This window comes from Halopseudomonas sp. L-58, from assembly GCF_056859475.1.
Map to the genome: position 1 here is coordinate 72,086 of NZ_JBSXON010000084.1, position 17,487 is coordinate 89,572.

Here is a 17,487-nt window from a genome sequence, read left to right on the forward strand (position 1 = left end):
TTTAAAGAAGACAGCGGGCACAATACATTTTCAGTCCGCCGCCACAAACAACAATCAAGAGGTAAGCGATATGTCCGAAGCGGTCAAGAGTGACCTTGAAAAAGTATTTGCCGATGTCGCCAGTAACTATCAGGGCTCTGACATCGATCTGCATGCAACCTACGCGAAGATGCGTGCGGAAACCCCTGTGCTGGAAGCCAACTTCATGGAGCAGTTGGGCGTGCCCTCCATCGCTGGCGTCGACCCTAACCGCCCTTGTTACACGTTGTTTAAATACGATGACGTGATGAGAGTTATGCGTGATAGCGAGCAATTTACCAGCGGCTTCATTGCTGAAGGGCTCGGTGCCTTTTTTGACGGTCTTATTCTCACAGCTATGGATGGTGATCTGCACAAGAGCATGCGCAACCTGCTACAGCCGGTCTTTCTGCCTGAAACTGTAAACCGCTGGAAAGAGCAGCGTATCGATAGGGTAATACGCGAAGAGTTCATCAAGCCGATGCTGCCGAACAAAAGCGCTGATTTGATGGATTTTGCGCTGTATTTCCCCATTCGGGTCATTTACTCATTGATTGGTTTCCCGGAAGACAAGCCCGAGAAGATAAAGCAGTATGCCGCATGGGCCTTGGCGATTCTGGCTGGGCCGCAAGTGGATCCCGCCAAGGCAGAAGCCGCTAAGAAAGCTGCGATGGAGGCTGTGGTGGCGCTGTACGATGCTATCAAAGAAGTTGTAGTACAGCGCAGAGCAGAAGGTGCAGAGGGTGACGATCTCATTAGTCGTTTGATTCGAGCTGAGTACGAGGGCAGGTCCTTGGACGATCATGAGGTAACCACCTTTGTACGCTCCCTGCTCCCGGCGGCGGGTGAAACAACTACGCGTACTTTCGGCACCTTGATGGTTCAATTGTTGGAAAATCCGGACGTACTTGAACGTGTTCGCGCTGATCGTGGTCTGGTTAACAAAGCCATCGACGAATCTATACGATACGAGCCAGTGGCTACGTTCAAAGTTCGACAGGCTGCTAACGCTACCGAGATAAGAGGTGTTCAGATTCCCAAGGGTGCAATGGTTTCTTGCATTGTCAGTTCGGCTAATCGGGATGAGGAGGCGTTCGTCAACGCCGATAAATTCGATATTGATCGCAAGCCTCGTCCCTCCTTTGGGTTTGGTTTCGGCCCGCATATGTGCATTGGTCAATTTGTTGCTAAAACCGAGATCAATTGCGCCCTGAATGCGATCCTGGATCTTATGCCTAATCTTCGCCTCGACCCCTCAAAGCCTGCTCCGAAAATTACTGGGGCGCAGTTGCGTGGGCCCCACGAGCTACATGTTTTGTGGGATTGATATGCTCTAGTGGGTGATTTCCCTTGTACAGAAGCGCGTTGCATGAAAATGCATCGCGCTTTTTTTTGAGCATTTTTAATGGTTGCTGCATAGGCACAAAAATTCATTTAAAAACAATAATTTGAGTTTTTTTATGAAATTCAAAATGTTCGCATGTGAACAGAATCAAAAAATATGTTTAAATTAATTCCTGTGTGATCTATCATCATCAAACAATCACAATCCGCGAAAAGCGAAGGGGAACATAATGAATCTGGACGACCTCATTCTCGTTAGTGTTGACGACCACGCGATCGAGCCGCCGGATGCGTTCAAGCATCATATGCCGGAGAAGTTCAAGGGCCGCGAGCCCCATGTTGAAAAGCGCGGCGATCGGGATGTATGGATTTTCGAAGATGAAGCTACTGGTTATATGGGGCTTAATTCGGTCGTAGGCCGGCCCAAGGAAGAGTACGGCATGGAGCCGTTGGGCTATGACCAAATGCGCCGCGGAACTTGGGATGTGGCGGCTCGCGTAGATGATATGAACGCCAATGGCGTACTCGGTTCGCTGTGCTTCCCGACCTTTCCTGGTTTTGCTGGCCAGCGCTTTCAGGCCCACTCCAATCGCGAGATCGCTCTGGCTGCTATCCGCGCTTATAACGACTGGCACCTATACGACTGGTGCAACGCCGCGCCTGGTCGTTTCATCCCGCTGATGCTGGTGCCTTTTTGGGACATGCCCGCAGCTGTGGCTGAAGTAAAGCGCTTGTCAGCCCAAGGTGTACATGCGTTGTCTTTCTCTGATAACCCAGCGCGTCTTGGGTATCCTTCAATCCACGATGATTACTGGGATCCGCTGTGGAAAGCCTGTTCTGACAACAACGTCGTGATCTGCTGTCACATTGGTTCTGGCGGTAAAGCGGAGCACGCCTCTGACTTATCCCCTATCGACGCCTGGATCACCACTATGCCGATCTCCATTGCCAATGCGGCTGCGGACTGGATTTGGGCGCCGATGTGGAAGAAGTATCCGAATCTGCGTATGGCTCTCTCGGAAGGTAGCATTGGCTGGGTTCCATACTTGTTGGAGCGTGCGAACTTTACCCATCGTCACCATAACGCCTGGACCAACGCGGACTTCGGCGGAAAAATGCCGAGCGATATCTTCTTCAAGCACTTCGTCACCTGCTTCATTGAAGATAACTTTGGCCTGCAGAATCTGCACTTCATGAACGAAGACATGGTTACCTGGGAAAGCGATTACCCGCACTCAGATTGCACCTGGCCACACTCTCCCGAAACTACTTGGGAAGGTCTGAAGCATCTGACCAAGGAGCAGATCGACAAGGTCACGCACCTCAACGCTATGCGTCAGTTCTCCTACGATCCCTTTTCTATCATGAAGCGCGAGGATTGCACCGTTGCAGCGTTGCGCGCCAAGGCGGCGCATGTGAGTACCGAGCCGGCTCTGGGTCTTGGTGGGGCAGATGTCACTCGCAAAGACGGTAAGCCCGTGACCTCTGGCGATATCAACGCCATGTTCGAGAGCGCGGACGCAAAGACCGCAATCTGATTTGCTCAGGCAATGCACAGTGCTCCCTTAAATAGGGAGCATTTGAGTGCCACTGAACAAAATGACTTTTGTCGATTTTTGAATTATTCAGGATGCCTCGGAAATGAGTATTTCAGAGTTTAGCTACAGCGCTATTCCTGCCGACGCGGAGCAATTGCGTGCGCAAGTGCGTGCTTTTCTGTCAGACGTGTTGCACGACTACCCAGAGGAAAAGCGTGCCTACTCTTGGATGGGCTTTGACGCAGAGTTCAGCCGTCTGCTAGGGGAAAAGGGTTGGTTGGGAATGGCACTGCCAAAGCAGTACGGTGGCGCAGAAGCATCTCCCTTTTCCCGCTATGTCATTATCGAAGAGCTGTTGGCTGCCGGGGCTCCAGTGTCTGCACACTGGATTGCAGACCGGCAAAGTGCGCCACTTATTTTACGCTTTGGCACCGAAGCTCAGCGTAAAAAGTATCTGCCCCCTATTTGCCGTGGCGAGAGCTACTTCTGTATTGGCATGAGTGAGCCTAACTCCGGCTCTGACTTAGCCTCCATCCGTACCACCGCCGTGCGTAATGCTGGTGGCTGGGTTTTGAATGGGCAGAAAGTATGGACCACCAATGCTCAACACTCGCATTACATGATCGCTCTGGTGCGTACCGGCGATAAGGAAACCTCTGGACGTCATGGGGGTATGTCACAGTTCATTGTCGATCTGCGTACCCCTGGCATCTCTATCAGACCGATCGCGGACTTGGCTGGTGGCGAACACTTCAATGAGGTGTTTTTTGACAACGCCCAGCTTGAGGAGGATGCCCTGATTGGCGAAGAGGGTCGGGGATGGGAGCAGGTGACAGCAGAGCTAGCTTTCGAGCGGAGTGGCCCTGAGCGATTTCTTAGCAGTATCGCGGTAATGCACACCGCCATCGATGCTATCGGGCGCCAGCCTGATGCGCTGCAAGCACGTGAAATAGGCAAGATTACAGCTCGTCTCTTAACACTTAGAAACATGTCGCTGGGGGTTACTCGACAGTTGAGTGAGGGCAAAAACCCTGCTTGGGCGGCTTCGTGTGTCAAGGACCTAGGCAATGTACTTGAGCAGGAGTTGCCCGAGATACTGCAGGGTGTGGTTGATGAGCAGCCGCAGGTTGTTGGGGGTTCAGCACACGCGAAAGTGCTGGCATACCTTACGCAAATGGCACCTTCTTTCTCTTTGCGCGGGGGAACTCGAGAGATTCTCCGCGGGATTATTGCACGTGGACTGGGGCTTCGATAATGCGCGAACTTTTTGAATCGACTATTGAGCGACTGCTGTCTGATTTGTGCACGCCCGACCTGGTTCACGAAGCCGAGTCTGGAGAGTGGCCGGCTGCCCTGTGGCGAGCATTGGAGGATAACGGATTTCCTTTGGCAGGAGCTCCGGAAGTAGCTGGAGGTGCAGACGCGAGTTGGGCGGATCTGTATGTGATCATTCGAGCACTAGGCCGATTTGCCGCTCCAGTGCCATTGGCTGAGATGATCATCGGCAACTGGTTACTGGAGCAGGCTGGGCTCGGCGCACGCAGCGATATTCTGAGCTTCGCGAGCGAAACAAGTTTGACCATTGGCGAAGGCCGCGTTTCGGGAGAACTGGCTCAAGTGCCTTGGGGGCGATTTGCGGATTCGGTAGTGGCACTAGCCGGCGACAATGCAGGACAAACCCATCTGGTACTGCTGGATGTCGCCACGGCTGAACGGGTTAGGCAGGGCACCAACATCGCAGGTGAGGCTCGTGATGACCTCAGCTTCAGCGCCGCCGCCGTCGTAATGTCCGCCGTATTGCCGACCCATCTGGCTGACGACGTATTGCTGGCGGCAGGAGCCATGGCGCGTTCTGCGCAAATAGCTGGTGCCATAAACGCGTTATTGGAGATGACAGCCAGCTATGCAGGTGAGCGCAAACAATTTGGCAAACCAATCGCAGCCTTTCAGGCAATCCAGCAACAGTTGGCGGTCCTGGCTGAGCAGGCTGCAGCGGCCAACGTCGCTGCAGAAGCCGCCTTTGCGGGTGCTGATCAACGCCTGCCTATGTTCAGTGTGGCAGCGGCAAAAGTTTCTGCCTCGGAGGCAGCCAGCCAAGCTGCCGCTATCGGCCACTCAGTGCACGGCGCCATTGGCTTTACGCAGGAGTACGCTCTGCACACGTTAACCCGACGGCTCTGGAGTTGGCGTAGCGAGTTTGGCTCAAGCACATTCTGGAGCAAGGCACTAGGCGAGCATGTGTGCGCTGCTGGTTCAGCAGACTTCTGGCCAATGCTTACCAACCCCGAATTACAAGATCTTTCCACTACACAATAATAAGGAGCCGCACCCATGGGTAATTTTTTGCAGCTGGAGCGTCGCGGCGGCGTAGTCATCGTCCGTATGGATCGTCCGGATACGCGCAACGCGTTATCCGAGCCGTCGCAAATGCAGGAGTTCGTTGACCTGTGCGCGCAGATGCGCGCAGACGCTAGCGTTAAGGTCATTGTACTTACCGGTAACGGCAAATCATTTTGCGCCGGCGGAAACATCAAGGATATGCAAGCGCGCGACGGCATTTTTGCCGGCTCTCCATACGAACTGAGAAACACCTACCGCGATGGTATTCAGCGTATTCCAACAGCGCTCTACGACCTGGATATCCCTATTATCGCGGCCGTTAACGGAGCTGCGATTGGCGCTGGGCTTGATTTGGCGTGCATGTGTGATATCCGCATCGCTAGTACCAAAGCCGTTTTTGCCGAGAGCTTTGTCAAGCTGGGAATCGTGCCCGGTGACGGTGGCGCCTGGCTGCTGCCGCGCATAATTGGCATCCCCAAAGCCAGCCTGATGGCTTTTACTGGTGACACGATTGACGCGGAGAAAGCACTCGAGTGGGGGCTAGTAGAGCAACTGTGTGATCCGCAAGAGCTTGAGACGCAAGCGGTGGCTTTGGCAGAGCGTATCGCCGCGAACCCGGGTCACGCTTTGCGGTTGTGCAAGCGGCTTCTGCGTGAAGGCCAGCATATGCGCCTGGACTCCTTGCTTGAGTTGTCGGCCGCCTATCAGTCGCTGGCTCACCATACTGAAGATCATCAGGAGGCCGTGGCGGCCTTTGTTGACAAGCGTACGCCCGAATACAAAGACCGATAAACGTCAACTTGAGGGAGGACTCGTCACGATGCGTAGCGTATTCCGTGAAGACCACAATATGTTTAGAGAGCAGGCCCGTCGATTTATTGAGCGGGAGATCAGCCCGAATCTGCATGAATGGGAAAAAAACGGCATCGTACCCAAGGAAGTCTGGTTGAAAGCCGGAGAAATGGGGCTACTGTGCTCCACAGTGCCTGAAGAGTACGGCGGTGCGGGCGGCGACTTTGGGCACTCTGCGGTCATGATCGAAGAGCTGGCTCGCGTTAATGCAACCGCTGTGGGCTTTACCACTCATTCTGAAATCGTTGCTCCATATATCGTGGCGTATGGCACTGAAGAGCAAAAGCACAAGTGGCTGCCCAAGATGGTGTCCGGTGAGATCATTGGCGTTATCGCTATGAGTGAGCCAGGCATCGGCAGCGACCTACGCTCGATGCGCACTTCCGTGCGCCAGGACGGTGACGAGTATGTGGTATCCGGCCAAAAGACCTTTATCACCAACGGTGGTAACGCAGACCTAGTAGTAACTGCGACCAAGCTGGATCCAAAGGGCAAGGATCTAACCCTGATCTGCATTGAGACAGATCGTCCGGGCTTTTCCAAGGGCAAGCTCCTAGACAAGATTGGTTTAAAAGGGCAAGACACCGCTGAGCTGTTTTTTGACGAAGTCCGTGTGCCTACGTCGAATCGGCTGGGTGAGGAAAATAAGGGCTTCAAGTACCTTACGCATCAGCTTGCGTGGGAACGGCTCATCATAGGCCTTCGTGCTGCCCAGTCTGTATCTACGCTGCTCGAAGAGACAATCGAGTACACGCGTGAGCGAAAGGTGTTCGGTAATCCGGTATTCGAGTTCCAGAACACGCGTTTCAAGCTGGCAGAGGTCAAGGCGCAGGCTACCATGCTGCGGGTTTTTATTGACGATTGCTTGCAGAAAGTAATGAGTGGAGAGCTCGCACCAGATGTTGCTGCAATGGCAAAACTCATGGGCTCTGAGCTTCAAGGCAAGCTGCTTGATGAGCTACTGCAGCTTCATGGCGGCTATGGCTTCATGAGCGAGTACAAGATCGGTCGGGCCTGGGTAGATGCTCGGGTAGCGCGGATTTATGGTGGTACATCCGAAATCATGAAAGAGATTATTAGCAGAAATCTCTAACTTAAGGGTGCTCGTAAAACAATAACAAGAGGGTCCAGGCTATGTGGCTTGCATGTCGAAATGTATTTATTTTCATGGCGTTCTTCTATATAGCAAACGCCTTTGCCCAAGGTATTCCAGAAGAGCAGTACTCTCAGGAAGAGGCTAGTGCAAAGCGTCTGCTAAACGAGGCTATCGACTACTACAAAAGGCACGGCGACGAAGCCATGGCCGCATTCAGCCGTCAGGGACGCTTTGTCCAGGATGACCTCTATGTCTATGTGATCAACACGGACGGGGTCATGCTGGCCAGCGGAGGTCCCTCTGCAAACCTCATAGGACGAGATGTTGGAGCTGCTCTCAACGATGATCTTAACAAGGCTTTGAAAGAAGCCCTGTCACTCCCTGAAACCGGAGAGATGCACGCGGCAGACTACCGCTGGATGAATTGGGCTGACGGTCGTGAAGAGCGCAAACGAGTGCTGTTCCAGCGAGTGGATGACAAGGTGTTTTCGGTTGGCTATTACCTGCCTCGGTCTAGCCGTGAAGAGGCCAAGTTATTTCTTGATCGCGTTGCTGCAGCAGTCGCGGACAGTCCGGAAGAAACCTTCGAGCGGATCAACGGACTGGACGCGGAGTTCCAGAGAGATGATCTCTACGCCTTCGTTGTCGATATAGATACCGAACGCTTCGTTGCGCATGGTTATAACCTGCGTCTGGTCCGTAGCGATTTTAGGAAAATCCATTCGGCGGATGAGCACCCTATCGGCAAGCAGATACTGCAGGCGGTAGAGCAAGCTGATCAAGGTACTGTGTCTTATGTGTGGCCAAATCCCGTTACCCGGAAGAATGAGCAGAAGATAACGATGTTTCGCAGAGTAGGGCATTACATCGTGCTGGTTGGTTATTACGAAGACCCGCGATGAAGGCAGGGTAAACCTTGGGCATGCTTGATAAAGAAGAAACACCTAAAGAGACTGTTTTAATCACCGGCGCAGGGCAGAGAGTGGGCTTGCATTGCGCTCAGCGGTTGGTCGCTGATGGTTATCAGGTCGTAATCACCTGTCGCAGGTTCCGGCCTGAGTGGAAGGTCAACCCCCTGAAAGGCATTGAGGTGATGCTTGCAGACTTCTCGTCAGAGCAGGGTATCAATGCCTTCATCCGGGTATTACAAGAAAGGGCGCATTCGTTGCGCGCAATCATTCATAACGCTTCTACGTGGATTGATGACGACCTTGTCGATGGTCCTGCCTTCCAGCGGCTATGCATGGTACACATGCAGGCTCCATATATGATCAACATGGCCTGTGCGAGTCTTTTTTCCGCCGACACTGTGGCTGACATCATTCACATCACTGACCACGATGCGCTCAACGGAGCGGATGATCACATTGCCTACTTGGCGACCAAGGCAGGACTGGAAAATCTGACCCGCTCGTTTGCCATGCGTCTGGCCCCAAGCATTAAGGTCAACAGCATCGCGCCTGCGCTGATCATGTTCAATGACGGCGACAGTGAAGAGCAGCAGGCGAAGTTGCTTGCACGCTCCGCACTAGGTCTTGAGCCAGGACCGGAGGTCGTTTATCAAGCAGTAAAATACGTGATGAACAACCCTTACATCACCGGAACCTGTCTAGACCTGAATGGCGGCGGAACGCTGAAATTTGCATAAGAGAGTAGCCCATGAATATTGAAAAGCTAACCCGTCATTACGCTAACATTATTGAAGAGCTAGATGAAAACCCCACGCGGGACGGATTAAAAAACACGCCGGAGCGAGCAGCAAAAGCGATGCAGTTCTTGTGCAGAGGCTACGAGCAATCTCTGGATGAACTTGTTAATAATGCCCTTTTTGAGTCAGATAACGATGAAATGGTCATCGTGAAAGATATAGAACTTTATTCCTTGTGTGAACATCACATGCTGCCGTTTATTGGTAAAGCGCATGTTGCTTATATACCAACAGGTAAGGTGGTTGGGTTGTCAAAGATTGCTAGGATCGTGGATATGTTTGCACGTCGCCTGCAGATACAGGAGAATTTGACGCGCCAGATAGCGGAAGCGATTCAAACAGTTACCAATGCAGAAGGTGTAGCCGTAGTTATAGAGGCTAAACATATGTGTATGATGATGAGAGGCGTGGAAAAACAAAACTCAACAATGTATAGCTCGGTAATGTTGGGCGCTTTCAGGGAATCAGGGAATACGCGTCAGGAGTTTCTGCAGTTGATTGGCCGCCACTGATGTTAAATGCGTATGGCTGTTTTCAACAGCGCGGCCAATTTATATTACTTAGCCGTTGTCAGTAGAGCGGGACAAATTTTCCCAGCTCTGCAGCTCGGCCCCCAATGTAGCCAAGCGGCTGTTAGCCATGTTGATAGCGTCCGACCCGGCAAGAAAGCGCGGCGGCGCCTCCGCATCTTTGCTTAGAGTCAGTAATGCTTGAGCAAGCTTGTCCGGATCTCCCTTTTGCTGGTGATTGTTGGCGTTGGAGGCAGCGACAATTTTTTCAGAAAAAGCACTGTAGTCTTCTATACCCTGGTCTGCGAAGTGCGCCGAGCTTGGGTCCAAGAAGTCAGTTTGGAAGGCGCCGGCCTGAACAGCGGTCACCTTGATACCAAAACCGGCTACCTCTTGTGCCAACGCTTCCGAAAACCCGCTGACTGCAAATTTTGATGCGCTATAGACGCTAGCGCCGGCCATGGCGTTTACACCAGCGATCGATGAGATGTTGAAAATATGGCCTGACCGTTTTTTTCTCATCAGGGGCAGAACAGCTCTGCACATCTCGAAGACGCCGAAGACATTGGTGGAAAACTGATGCTCAATCTGGGTTTTCTGTGTTTGCTCAAATGCGCCGAGTAACCCATACCCAGCATTATTTATCAGGACATCAATGCCGCCAAAATGGTCGCATGCTGCAGCGATGGTTGCGGCTATTTGAGTGCCGTTGGTTACATCCAGCGGCAAAATCAAAAGATGCTGATTTTTATTGCCAAGTTTTGATTTCAACGAGTCAGTATCCCGCGCTGTGGCAACGACATTGTAGCCTGCGCTGAGAGCAGATTTTGCGATAGATAGTCCCAGGCCACGTGCTGCGCCTGTAATTAGCCAGGTTTTATTTTTCATGAGTATTCGCTACTTTTAATTGGTGGGTTGTTCAGCAAAATATAAGTTTAAGCTGGCTCGAGTCTAATATTTTAGCTATTTTTCTTAAAGAGTAATATCTGTTTGCGCAGCGTAGTAGCGGGGGCGCTGGCGGCTTTTCGTGGGGTAGTGTTCTACGGATGTTGTTTTGTCAGACGTGAATGTTGTGTTTGGTAAATATAATAAAACTCGGTGGGTAAGATATTAGTCTAGTTTTATCAAAGATGTTAAGGGTCCGGCTTTGTAGGGTATGGCTCGCACGTTTCTATCATGGCCAGGTACCGTTGTTCATCAGGGCGTCGAAGTGATGAATCATCTCCGTGGCCGGGTGTGGATAATCATGCCGTACCCACCATAGCCATAGGCCAGATAATGCGCCCACAAAGCAACGCACCGCTACCTCACCACCTAGCTCGTTCAATTGGTAGTGAATCACACCGAGTTTCGTGGAGGCCTTAACTCTTGAGAGAATGGACCCACGAGAAGGATTACGACCTACTACCTTTAAGCCAGTGAACAGAGGCAGGCCTGGCGATGAACACAACAGGCTTGTTGGTTGGCTCATAGTGCTCGGTACAGGTGCTCGCGTTAATAAGCACTTGCTCCCCTCGCCTGTACATTCCATAGCCCTCATGTATGTGCCCGAACACATGCACCTGCAAGGGCAGATCTCGGGTGCAGTAATACAGGTCTTCACATCCCACGTTGATCGTGAGCATTCCGTCGATGGCGCGGTCTCCGCTCAGGTACGGTGGGCCGTGTGTGATGAGCACATCCGTGTCTTCCGGAATCAGAGCCCATTGTGACTTCAACGAGCTCCCCCGATCCAGCATGAATGCGCCGCCGTGAAAGCGCGGCGTCCACGGTGATCCCCAGAACTGTACCCCGTCGATTTCTATCCCGCTGTCTTGAAGGTAGTAGGTGGTCGGTAGCAGTTTTGGGATCAGGTCAGGGTACTTTTCGATCGCGTAGTCGTGATTGCCGGCAACCAAGATCTTGTGGCGATGAGGCTGTGCTTCAAACCATTCAGCAAAGGCTTCAAGGGATTTCAGGCTGCCGGAGCCAAGGCAGTCTCCGGCGTGAATTAGGACATCACCGTCGGGCAGTGACGGAAGAGACTGATGGAGTCCGTGGGTGTCTGAGATGCACACGCAGGTGAGGGCGCATTGTTCTGATGTTCTTGTCATAGCGCCAAGCTCCCTCGCAAGGGTTGTGCATCAACGTAGGTTGATGGCGGTCCGATGCGCGTTGCTCAATCGAGCCTTCGTGCTGTTTTGGTGCGCAACGGCCTACTGCTCCATGGCTGCCAGCTCAGCTTCGAAGCGGCTGATAAAGTCCAGCAGACTGATGTTAAACACTTCGCAAATATCCCTCAGCTGGATCAGGTCAACGCGGCGCGATCCTCGTTCCATGTCGCTGACAAAGGATTGTGGTCGGTTTAGCGCGTTAGCGAATTCACCCTGAGTCATTCCTGACTCCGTCCGGTATTGCCTGAGCAGACGCAGTAGCACCAGATGTTCGTTCCTGTAAATCGAGCTACCCATGAGTTGCACCTGGATCCTTGACAGGCGGTCACTCTATATCTATCTTTCGGTTTTATGAATAACTGGTATTCAGATATTCAGATTAAAATGTAACGAATAGGAGGCGTCAATGCCTGAGCATGAAGAGGTGGGTTTGAGAGAGTTGGTTGAAGAGATCGTCGAGTCGCAGATGAGGCATATTCAGCCGGAACGCGGTGCCAGGGAGGCGTGCGCGATATCGGTAATCGCCGAGGTATTCGAGCTGAATCCTATTGATCCCCGTGATAAGACTGTGAAGCGACTGTACTCGGCGAGTGAGTTGTTGGACCAAGTGACGGATGTGCTTGAAGACCCGGATTTGGACGAGGCGCTGTATCTGAACCATTTGTTCAGCGCGTTGAAAGATCGTTGTGAACGCTGCACAGATCCGGGATACGAGGGACTTGGAGTCTGGTGTGACAGGCTTGTTGCCGAGGCTGATTTGCCACATCGGGAGCTGGGAAGCGATGGCGTTTTGGAGATGAAGCGTCTGCTGCGTAGCGAACTGCGAAGAAGAAAAAGCCCAGTCATGAAAATCAGCCCAGTCGTGAAGTAGTGCTTGCAGCTCTTGAGTCGGCTTGGCTCAGGATAAGAGGTGCTGTAGTGCTTTCTTTCGAGGTTCGTCAGCACCGTGCAACGAGAATCTGATGTGCGGAGATACGGTAGTGGATCTAATAAGAAAAATTGAAGCACTGTTGCATGGCCCGGGCGAGCCTATGTCTGGGAGTGCGATGAAAAATGATGAGGCGCTGGAGTATGGCCGTGCGACCTTCAACGGCACTCCCTTCTGCCTGGTTCGTAATTGGATTTGGGTAGACCTGGATGGGCCAGAAGAGCAGCGAGATTATCTGGCTACTATGCAGCTACAGCCCGCTATTCTGTTTGCCCACACGGTTGTGTACGACTCGTTGCGACGCTGGGACGTTGGTGATTTTGTGCGGACTACGGCGCTGCATGCGTTCACCGATGAATTCGTGTTTCGCACGTTGAATACCAACTACGTCCTGTTGGGAGATGGCCTACGGAAGCTTGCACACCCACAAACCGTTGCGATGATTACGGGATAAAGCGATTTTTCGCCGTCAGAACCTTTGATTTAGCTTGATTTTACAGATGTAAAATCAAGCTAAATTGCTGAATCAAGACCTGTCTCGTGGACCTCTAGGAGGCAGGGCGTGTGCAGCATCATCGAGGGTCGCCTCAGTGCGACCCTCTTCTTTGGTTTTAATCGGCATCAGCCTGCACGAGCCGTTGGTGAAGACACGTCGCTGGTCAGCGCAGGTTGAAGACGCGGCGCGATATGTTTGGCGCAGCGGCCGTCGACCGTAACCGTCCGGGCAACACACCTCCTCAATTCCGCCTGGTAGCGGCATGGTGTCCACCTGTTTTTGGTGGACACCATTTCAAGCCCCTTGCGGAGGAACTCCCGTGCCAGGCCTACGCCGCTCCTATCCCAAATCCTTCAAGGCCCAGGTCGTCGAGGAGTGCAGCCAGCCCGGTGCCTCGGTTGCCGGCGTAGCCTTGAGTCATGGCCTTAACGCCAATCTCGTGCACAAGTGGATTCGCCGCCAGCAGGCACAGCTGCCTGCTGTACCCTCCAGTTTTATTCCGATCCCTCTCGTCCCGAGCCTACCTGCTACCCCGAGTGCTGCCGACATGGCCATCCAGATCGTTATTCCTCATCGGGTCGGCAAGCTGTCGGTGCAGTGGCCGGGCAACGACCCTGAAGGTTGTGCTCGTTTCCTGCGCGAGCTGCTGAAGTGATCCGCATTGAACGCATTTGGCTCGCCACTGAGCCTCTGGACATGCGCGCCGGCACTGACACAGCGCTGGCCCGCGTAGTCGCCGTATTCGGCGCGGCGCAGCCGCACTGCGCCTACCTGTTCGCCAACAAGCGCGCCAACCGGATGAAGGTGCTAGTGCATGATGGTGTGGGCATCTGGCTTGCCGCACGGCGACTGAATCAGGGCAAGTTCCACTGGCCAGGCGTGCATCGTGGTCTGGAGGTCGAACTCGACGCTGAGCAACTCCAGGCCTTGGTGCTCGGTTTGCCATGGCAGCGAATCGGTTCCAGCGGCGCAATTACAGTGCTCTGAACCCCGCTTATCAGCTGTTGCAGTGACCGTGCTTTGGTAAAATCCACGGCATGACTTCCTCGCCCAATCTCGACCAAATGACGCCCGAACAACTGCGCGCCCTCGCTGCGCAGTTGCTGTCCAAGGTCGACACCATGGGCCGAGAGAGCCGCCGCGACAAGACAGTCATCGAGCAACTCTCTCACGAGATCGCCATCCTCAAGCGGCACAAATTCGCTAAGCGCAGTGAGCAAATCAGTCCGGCGCAAGGCAGCTTGCTGGATGACTTGCTCAACACCGACCTCGAGGCTATCGAGGCAGAGCTGAACGCGCTCCGGCCTGAGCCTGCCGCAACCTCATCGCGCCAACAGCCCAAGCGCGCTCCGCTGCCATCCCAGTTCCCACGTACGGTCATCCGCCATGAACCGGAGAGCACACAGTGTGCCTGCGGGTGCCAACTTCAGCGCATCGGCGAAGATGTGAGCGAGAAGCTGGATTACCCACCTGGCGTGTTCACCGTCGAGCAACATGTGCGTGGCAAATGGGCCTGTCGTCAGTGCGAAACGCTGATCCAGGCGCCTGTGCCGGCCCAGGTGATCGACAAGGGCATTCCCACCGCCGGCTTGTTGGCCCATGTAATGGTGGCCAAGTTCGCGGACCACTTGCCGCTGTATCGCCAGGAAAAGATCTTTGGCCGTGCAGGCTTGGTCATATCGCGTTCGACGTTGGCGCAGTGGGTAGGCCAAACCGGCGTGCAGCTCCAACCCTTGGTGGATGCATTGCGCGAGGCAGTGCTAGCTCAAGACGTTGTACACGCCGATGAAACACCGGTGCAGATGCTGGCACCCGGCGAGAAGAAAACACACAGGGCTTACGTCTGGGCCTACTGCACTACGCCGTTCTCAGCACTGAAGGCGGTAGTCTATGACTTCAGTCCCAGCCGTGCTGGCGAACATGCGCGTAACTTCCTGGACACCTGGAATGGCAAATTGGTCTGCGATGACTTCGCAGGCTACAAGGCTGGCTTCGAGCAGGGCATCACCGAAATCGGTTGCATGGCGCATGCGCGGCGCAAGTTCTTCGACCTGCATGCCGCCAACAAAAGCCAGCTGGCCGAACAAGCGCTGCACTCGATTGGCGGGCTGTATGAAGTCGAACGGCAAGCCAAAGACCTGAGTGACGAGGATCGCTGGCGAATACGCCAGGAAAAGGCCAAGCCCCTAGCCGACACCTTGCATACCTGGATGCTGGCCCAGCGCGAGCTGGTGCCTGAAGGCTCGGCCATCGCCAAGGCACTGGACTACAGTCTCAAACGCTGGGTGGCGCTAACGCGCTACCTGGATGATGGTGCCGTGCCCATCGATAACAATGCGGTCGAGAACCAGATCAGACCGTGGGCGCTTGGCAGGTCAAACTGGCTGTTCGCTGGATCGTTGCGCAGCGGTAAACGGGCTGCAGCGATCATGAGCCTGATCCAGTCAGCTCGCATGAATGGCCATGATCCGTACGCCTACCTCAAGGACGTGCTAACGCGGTTGCCGACGCAGAAGGCTAGCGAGATCGAGCAACTGCTGCCGCATCAGTGGATGCCGGGCTGATCGGCGCAAGGTGTATTCCCCGTACGCTTAGTGCGCCAGTTAAAGCTGGCGGAGGATAGTCGATGAAAGTTCGATACTGGTAAGAAATGGCGAATCAACCAGACCCCGAGTCATGCACGTTGCACCGTGAGGTGCAGGGTGAAGCGTTGACAGGGGAAACCGATGGGCCAGCCATTGAGCCGCGTAATCAGGAATTCGGGATGCCGATGCTGTTAAGCGAAGCAGAAGGCAACATGGAGCATGGCGTTATACGCCAGTCATGCTCTGATCCCGCGCGGTCGGAGACCCTGTGCACGTCGGGAAGTCCTCCGCACAGAAACTGGGAGATCTCAGCGGCGCCCAGTGCGCAAGCACCGGGCGGAGCAGGAAAGGCCAAAAGCCGTAACCCTGCTGTTCACGTCGCTGAGAAGTCGGATACGTCCGTAGTACCTGAGAAGCCATCGAACAAAGGGCCTGGCCCGGCGGAGATAGTGGAGGAAAGGGACGTAGCCAAGGGAAACACCGACACGCCCCCCGCGCCCCGGACACTGAGCCGGATCAGTTGCGTGTCGATGGGACTTGAAGGTGTACGTGAAGCAGCCCGAAGGAGCAAGGGTACGCAGTTCACGGCATTGCTGCACCACATCACACCGCAGTTATTGGCGCAGAGCTTCTATGCCCTGCGCCGCGATGCAGCGGTGGGCGTGGACGGCATGTCGTGGCGAGAATATGAGGAAGGTCTTCTCCAGCGGGTAACCGATTTGCACGCAAGGCTCCACAGTGGAGCCTATCGGGCAACGCCATCGCGGCGGGTCTACATTCCCAAAGCCGATGGCAGGCAACGCCCGTTGGGCATTGCCTCTCTGGAGGACAAGATCGTACAGCAGGCAGTCGTTACCGTTCTGAATGCGATCTATGAAGAGGACTTTCTGGGATTCTCGTACGGGTTTCGGCCGGGACGCAGCCAGCATGATGCGCTGGATGCGTTGACGGTCGCGCTGAAGGGCCAGAAGGTGAACTGGATATTGGATGCGGATATCACGTCGTTCTTTGATGAGATCGACCATGAATGGATGCTCATGTTTCTGGGACACCGGATTGCAGACCGACGCCTGCTCGGGCTTATCTGCAAATGGCTCCAAGCGGGTGTTATGGAGGATGGCCGTAGGGTGGCTGCGACCAAGGGGACTCCCCAAGGCGCAGTGATATCGCCATTGTTGGCGAATATCTATCTTCACTACGTGCTGGATCTGTGGGCAAGGCAGTGGCGCCAGCGGTATGCCCGTGGCGATGTGATTGTTGTGCGATACGCGGACGACAGCGTGGTGGGTTTCAGGACGCAATGGCAGGCTCAGCAGTTTCTGGTGCAGTTGCAGGAGCGCTTGGCCAGGTTCGGTTTATCCCTCAACGCCTCGAAGACACGGCTGATTGAGTTTGGTCGTTTTGCTGCGAGAAATCGTAGGAAGCGGGGGTTAGGTAAACCGGAGACGTTTGACTTCCTAGGCTTCACGCACTGTTGCAGTACCAACAGAAGCGGTGGTTTTCAAATACTGCGACTGACGGTCAAGAAGCGAATGCGTGCGACGCTGCTGGCTATTCGGGATGAGCTGAAGCGCCGACGTCATGAGCCCATCGGGGCTCAAGGGCAATGGCTTACTCGGGTGGTCAGGGGCTACTTCAATTACCACGCGGTGCCGGGAAACCTAATACGTCTTGGTGGCTTTCGTTCAGCGGTCTGCCGTCTATGGCGGCAAGCCCTCAAACGGCGCAGCCAGCGTAATAGGCTTCAATGGTCACGCTACGGACGCCTTGCCGACCTCTACATACCTAGACCTAGAAATGCACATCCTTACCCTGAGGATCGCTTCGCGTCACATACCCGAGGCAGGAGCCGTATGCGGTAGTTCCGCACGTACGGATCTGTGCGGGGGGCGGCAGGTAACTGCCGTCCCTACCGCGACC

18 protein-coding genes are annotated in these 17,487 nt (G+C 54.1%); 15 read left to right on the forward strand and 3 right to left on the reverse strand.

Features of this window, described 5'->3' with window-relative positions; genetic code table 11:
- The first annotated feature begins 70 nt into the window (after positions 1-70).
- From AC13EY_RS16635 to folE, 9 genes are all read left to right on the forward strand, one after another.
- On the forward strand, positions 71-1,345 hold the full coding sequence (locus AC13EY_RS16635) for a cytochrome P450 (protein WP_096006140.1): 1,275 nt from the start codon (positions 71-73) through the stop codon (positions 1,343-1,345).
- Between the two features lie 247 nt (positions 1,346-1,592).
- Positions 1,593-2,900, forward strand: coding sequence for an amidohydrolase family protein (locus tag AC13EY_RS16640; protein ID WP_096006139.1), 1,308 nt, complete (start codon positions 1,593-1,595; stop codon positions 2,898-2,900).
- A 103-nt stretch (positions 2,901-3,003) separates the two neighbouring features.
- Positions 3,004-4,155: an acyl-CoA dehydrogenase family protein gene (locus AC13EY_RS16645; protein WP_482876322.1), complete on the forward strand. Its 1,152-nt coding sequence runs from the start codon at positions 3,004-3,006 to the stop codon at positions 4,153-4,155.
- Positions 4,155-5,216 carry an acyl-CoA dehydrogenase family protein gene (locus tag AC13EY_RS16650; RefSeq protein ID WP_228247554.1) on the forward strand — a complete coding sequence of 354 codons (1,062 nt, stop codon included), beginning with the start codon at positions 4,155-4,157 and terminating at the stop codon, positions 5,214-5,216. The genes AC13EY_RS16645 and AC13EY_RS16650 overlap by 1 nt, the downstream gene beginning before the upstream one ends.
- Positions 5,217-5,231: 15 nt before the next feature.
- Positions 5,232-6,032 carry a crotonase/enoyl-CoA hydratase family protein gene (locus tag AC13EY_RS16655; RefSeq protein ID WP_092287671.1) on the forward strand — a complete coding sequence of 267 codons (801 nt, stop codon included), beginning with the start codon at positions 5,232-5,234 and terminating at the stop codon, positions 6,030-6,032.
- Between the two features lie 28 nt (positions 6,033-6,060).
- Positions 6,061-7,185: an acyl-CoA dehydrogenase family protein gene (locus AC13EY_RS16660; RefSeq protein WP_092287672.1), complete on the forward strand. Its 1,125-nt coding sequence runs from the start codon at positions 6,061-6,063 to the stop codon at positions 7,183-7,185.
- A 74-nt stretch (positions 7,186-7,259) separates the two neighbouring features.
- Positions 7,260-8,090 carry a cache domain-containing protein gene (locus AC13EY_RS16665; protein ID WP_228247555.1) on the forward strand — a complete coding sequence of 277 codons (831 nt, stop codon included), beginning with the start codon at positions 7,260-7,262 and terminating at the stop codon, positions 8,088-8,090.
- Positions 8,091-8,110: 20 nt separating this feature from the next.
- Positions 8,111-8,836, forward strand: a complete 726-nt coding sequence (folM, locus tag AC13EY_RS16670) for a dihydromonapterin reductase (RefSeq protein WP_482876323.1) — start codon at positions 8,111-8,113, stop codon at positions 8,834-8,836.
- An 11-nt stretch (positions 8,837-8,847) separates the two neighbouring features.
- Complete coding sequence (gene folE / locus AC13EY_RS16675) at positions 8,848-9,408, forward strand: GTP cyclohydrolase I FolE (RefSeq protein WP_092287675.1); 561 nt, start codon at positions 8,848-8,850, stop codon at positions 9,406-9,408.
- 48 nt (positions 9,409-9,456) lie between these two features.
- On the opposite strand, the gene AC13EY_RS16680 is transcribed toward folE, so the two are convergent.
- The 3 genes from AC13EY_RS16680 to AC13EY_RS16690 all read right to left on the reverse strand — a co-directional run bounded on the left by AC13EY_RS16680 (position 9,457) and on the right by AC13EY_RS16690 (position 11,855).
- Complete coding sequence (locus AC13EY_RS16680; RefSeq protein WP_228246831.1) at positions 9,457-10,293, reverse strand: oxidoreductase; 837 nt, start codon at positions 10,291-10,293, stop codon at positions 9,457-9,459.
- A 506-nt stretch (positions 10,294-10,799) separates the two neighbouring features.
- Positions 10,800-11,498, reverse strand: a complete 699-nt coding sequence (locus AC13EY_RS16685) for a metallophosphatase domain-containing protein (RefSeq protein WP_482876325.1) — start codon at positions 11,496-11,498, stop codon at positions 10,800-10,802.
- Positions 11,499-11,600: 102 nt separating this feature from the next.
- Positions 11,601-11,855, reverse strand: a complete 255-nt coding sequence (locus AC13EY_RS16690; RefSeq protein ID WP_482876327.1) for a helix-turn-helix domain-containing protein — start codon at positions 11,853-11,855, stop codon at positions 11,601-11,603.
- Positions 11,856-11,964: 109 nt separating this feature from the next.
- Between AC13EY_RS16690 and AC13EY_RS16695 the strand changes: the two genes are divergently transcribed.
- The 6 genes from AC13EY_RS16695 to ltrA all read left to right on the forward strand — a co-directional run bounded on the left by AC13EY_RS16695 (position 11,965) and on the right by ltrA (position 17,429).
- On the forward strand, positions 11,965-12,429 hold the full coding sequence (locus AC13EY_RS16695; RefSeq protein ID WP_482876329.1) for a hypothetical protein: 465 nt from the start codon (positions 11,965-11,967) through the stop codon (positions 12,427-12,429).
- A 91-nt stretch (positions 12,430-12,520) separates the two neighbouring features.
- Positions 12,521-12,940: a DUF6957 family protein gene (locus tag AC13EY_RS16700; protein WP_482876331.1), complete on the forward strand. Its 420-nt coding sequence runs from the start codon at positions 12,521-12,523 to the stop codon at positions 12,938-12,940.
- 361 nt (positions 12,941-13,301) lie between these two features.
- Positions 13,302-13,637 (forward strand): IS66-like element accessory protein TnpA, encoded by a 336-nt coding sequence (gene tnpA, locus AC13EY_RS16705; RefSeq protein WP_211276324.1) that lies wholly within the window; start codon positions 13,302-13,304, stop codon positions 13,635-13,637.
- Positions 13,634-13,969 carry an IS66 family insertion sequence element accessory protein TnpB gene (tnpB, locus tag AC13EY_RS16710; protein WP_268874578.1) on the forward strand — a complete coding sequence of 112 codons (336 nt, stop codon included), beginning with the start codon at positions 13,634-13,636 and terminating at the stop codon, positions 13,967-13,969. The genes tnpA and tnpB overlap by 4 nt, the downstream gene beginning before the upstream one ends.
- A gap of 50 nt (positions 13,970-14,019) precedes the next feature.
- Complete coding sequence (gene tnpC / locus AC13EY_RS16715; protein WP_482876333.1) at positions 14,020-15,546, forward strand: IS66 family transposase; 1,527 nt, start codon at positions 14,020-14,022, stop codon at positions 15,544-15,546.
- Positions 15,547-16,097: 551 nt separating this feature from the next.
- Positions 16,098-17,429: a group II intron reverse transcriptase/maturase gene (ltrA, locus tag AC13EY_RS16720; protein ID WP_413468960.1), complete on the forward strand. Its 1,332-nt coding sequence runs from the start codon at positions 16,098-16,100 to the stop codon at positions 17,427-17,429.
- The last annotated feature ends 58 nt before the right edge of the window (positions 17,430-17,487 follow it).

Coding starts and splice junctions, on each gene's coding strand:
- AC13EY_RS16635 (WP_096006140.1), top strand. CDS start 71: ATGTCCGAAGCGGTCAAGAGTGACCTTGAAAAAGTATTTGCCGATGTC.
- tnpC (WP_482876333.1), top strand. CDS start 14,020: ATGACTTCCTCGCCCAATCTCGACCAAATGACGCCCGAACAACTGCGC.
- AC13EY_RS16700 (WP_482876331.1), top strand. CDS start 12,521: ATGTGCGGAGATACGGTAGTGGATCTAATAAGAAAAATTGAAGCACTG.
- AC13EY_RS16645 (WP_482876322.1), top strand. CDS start 3,004: ATGAGTATTTCAGAGTTTAGCTACAGCGCTATTCCTGCCGACGCGGAG.
- AC13EY_RS16640 (WP_096006139.1), top strand. CDS start 1,593: ATGAATCTGGACGACCTCATTCTCGTTAGTGTTGACGACCACGCGATC.
- AC13EY_RS16665 (WP_228247555.1), top strand. CDS start 7,260: ATGGCGTTCTTCTATATAGCAAACGCCTTTGCCCAAGGTATTCCAGAA.
- AC13EY_RS16660 (WP_092287672.1), top strand. CDS start 6,061: ATGCGTAGCGTATTCCGTGAAGACCACAATATGTTTAGAGAGCAGGCC.
- ltrA (WP_413468960.1), top strand. CDS start 16,098: ATGGGACTTGAAGGTGTACGTGAAGCAGCCCGAAGGAGCAAGGGTACG.
- AC13EY_RS16695 (WP_482876329.1), top strand. CDS start 11,965: ATGCCTGAGCATGAAGAGGTGGGTTTGAGAGAGTTGGTTGAAGAGATC.
- AC13EY_RS16680 (WP_228246831.1), bottom strand. CDS start 10,293: ATGAAAAATAAAACCTGGCTAATTACAGGCGCAGCACGTGGCCTGGGA.
- AC13EY_RS16685 (WP_482876325.1), bottom strand. CDS start 11,498: ATGACAAGAACATCAGAACAATGCGCCCTCACCTGCGTGTGCATCTCA.
- folE (WP_092287675.1), top strand. CDS start 8,848: ATGAATATTGAAAAGCTAACCCGTCATTACGCTAACATTATTGAAGAG.
- AC13EY_RS16650 (WP_228247554.1), top strand. CDS start 4,155: ATGCGCGAACTTTTTGAATCGACTATTGAGCGACTGCTGTCTGATTTG.
- AC13EY_RS16690 (WP_482876327.1), bottom strand. CDS start 11,855: ATGGGTAGCTCGATTTACAGGAACGAACATCTGGTGCTACTGCGTCTG.
- folM (WP_482876323.1), top strand. CDS start 8,111: ATGCTTGATAAAGAAGAAACACCTAAAGAGACTGTTTTAATCACCGGC.
- AC13EY_RS16655 (WP_092287671.1), top strand. CDS start 5,232: ATGGGTAATTTTTTGCAGCTGGAGCGTCGCGGCGGCGTAGTCATCGTC.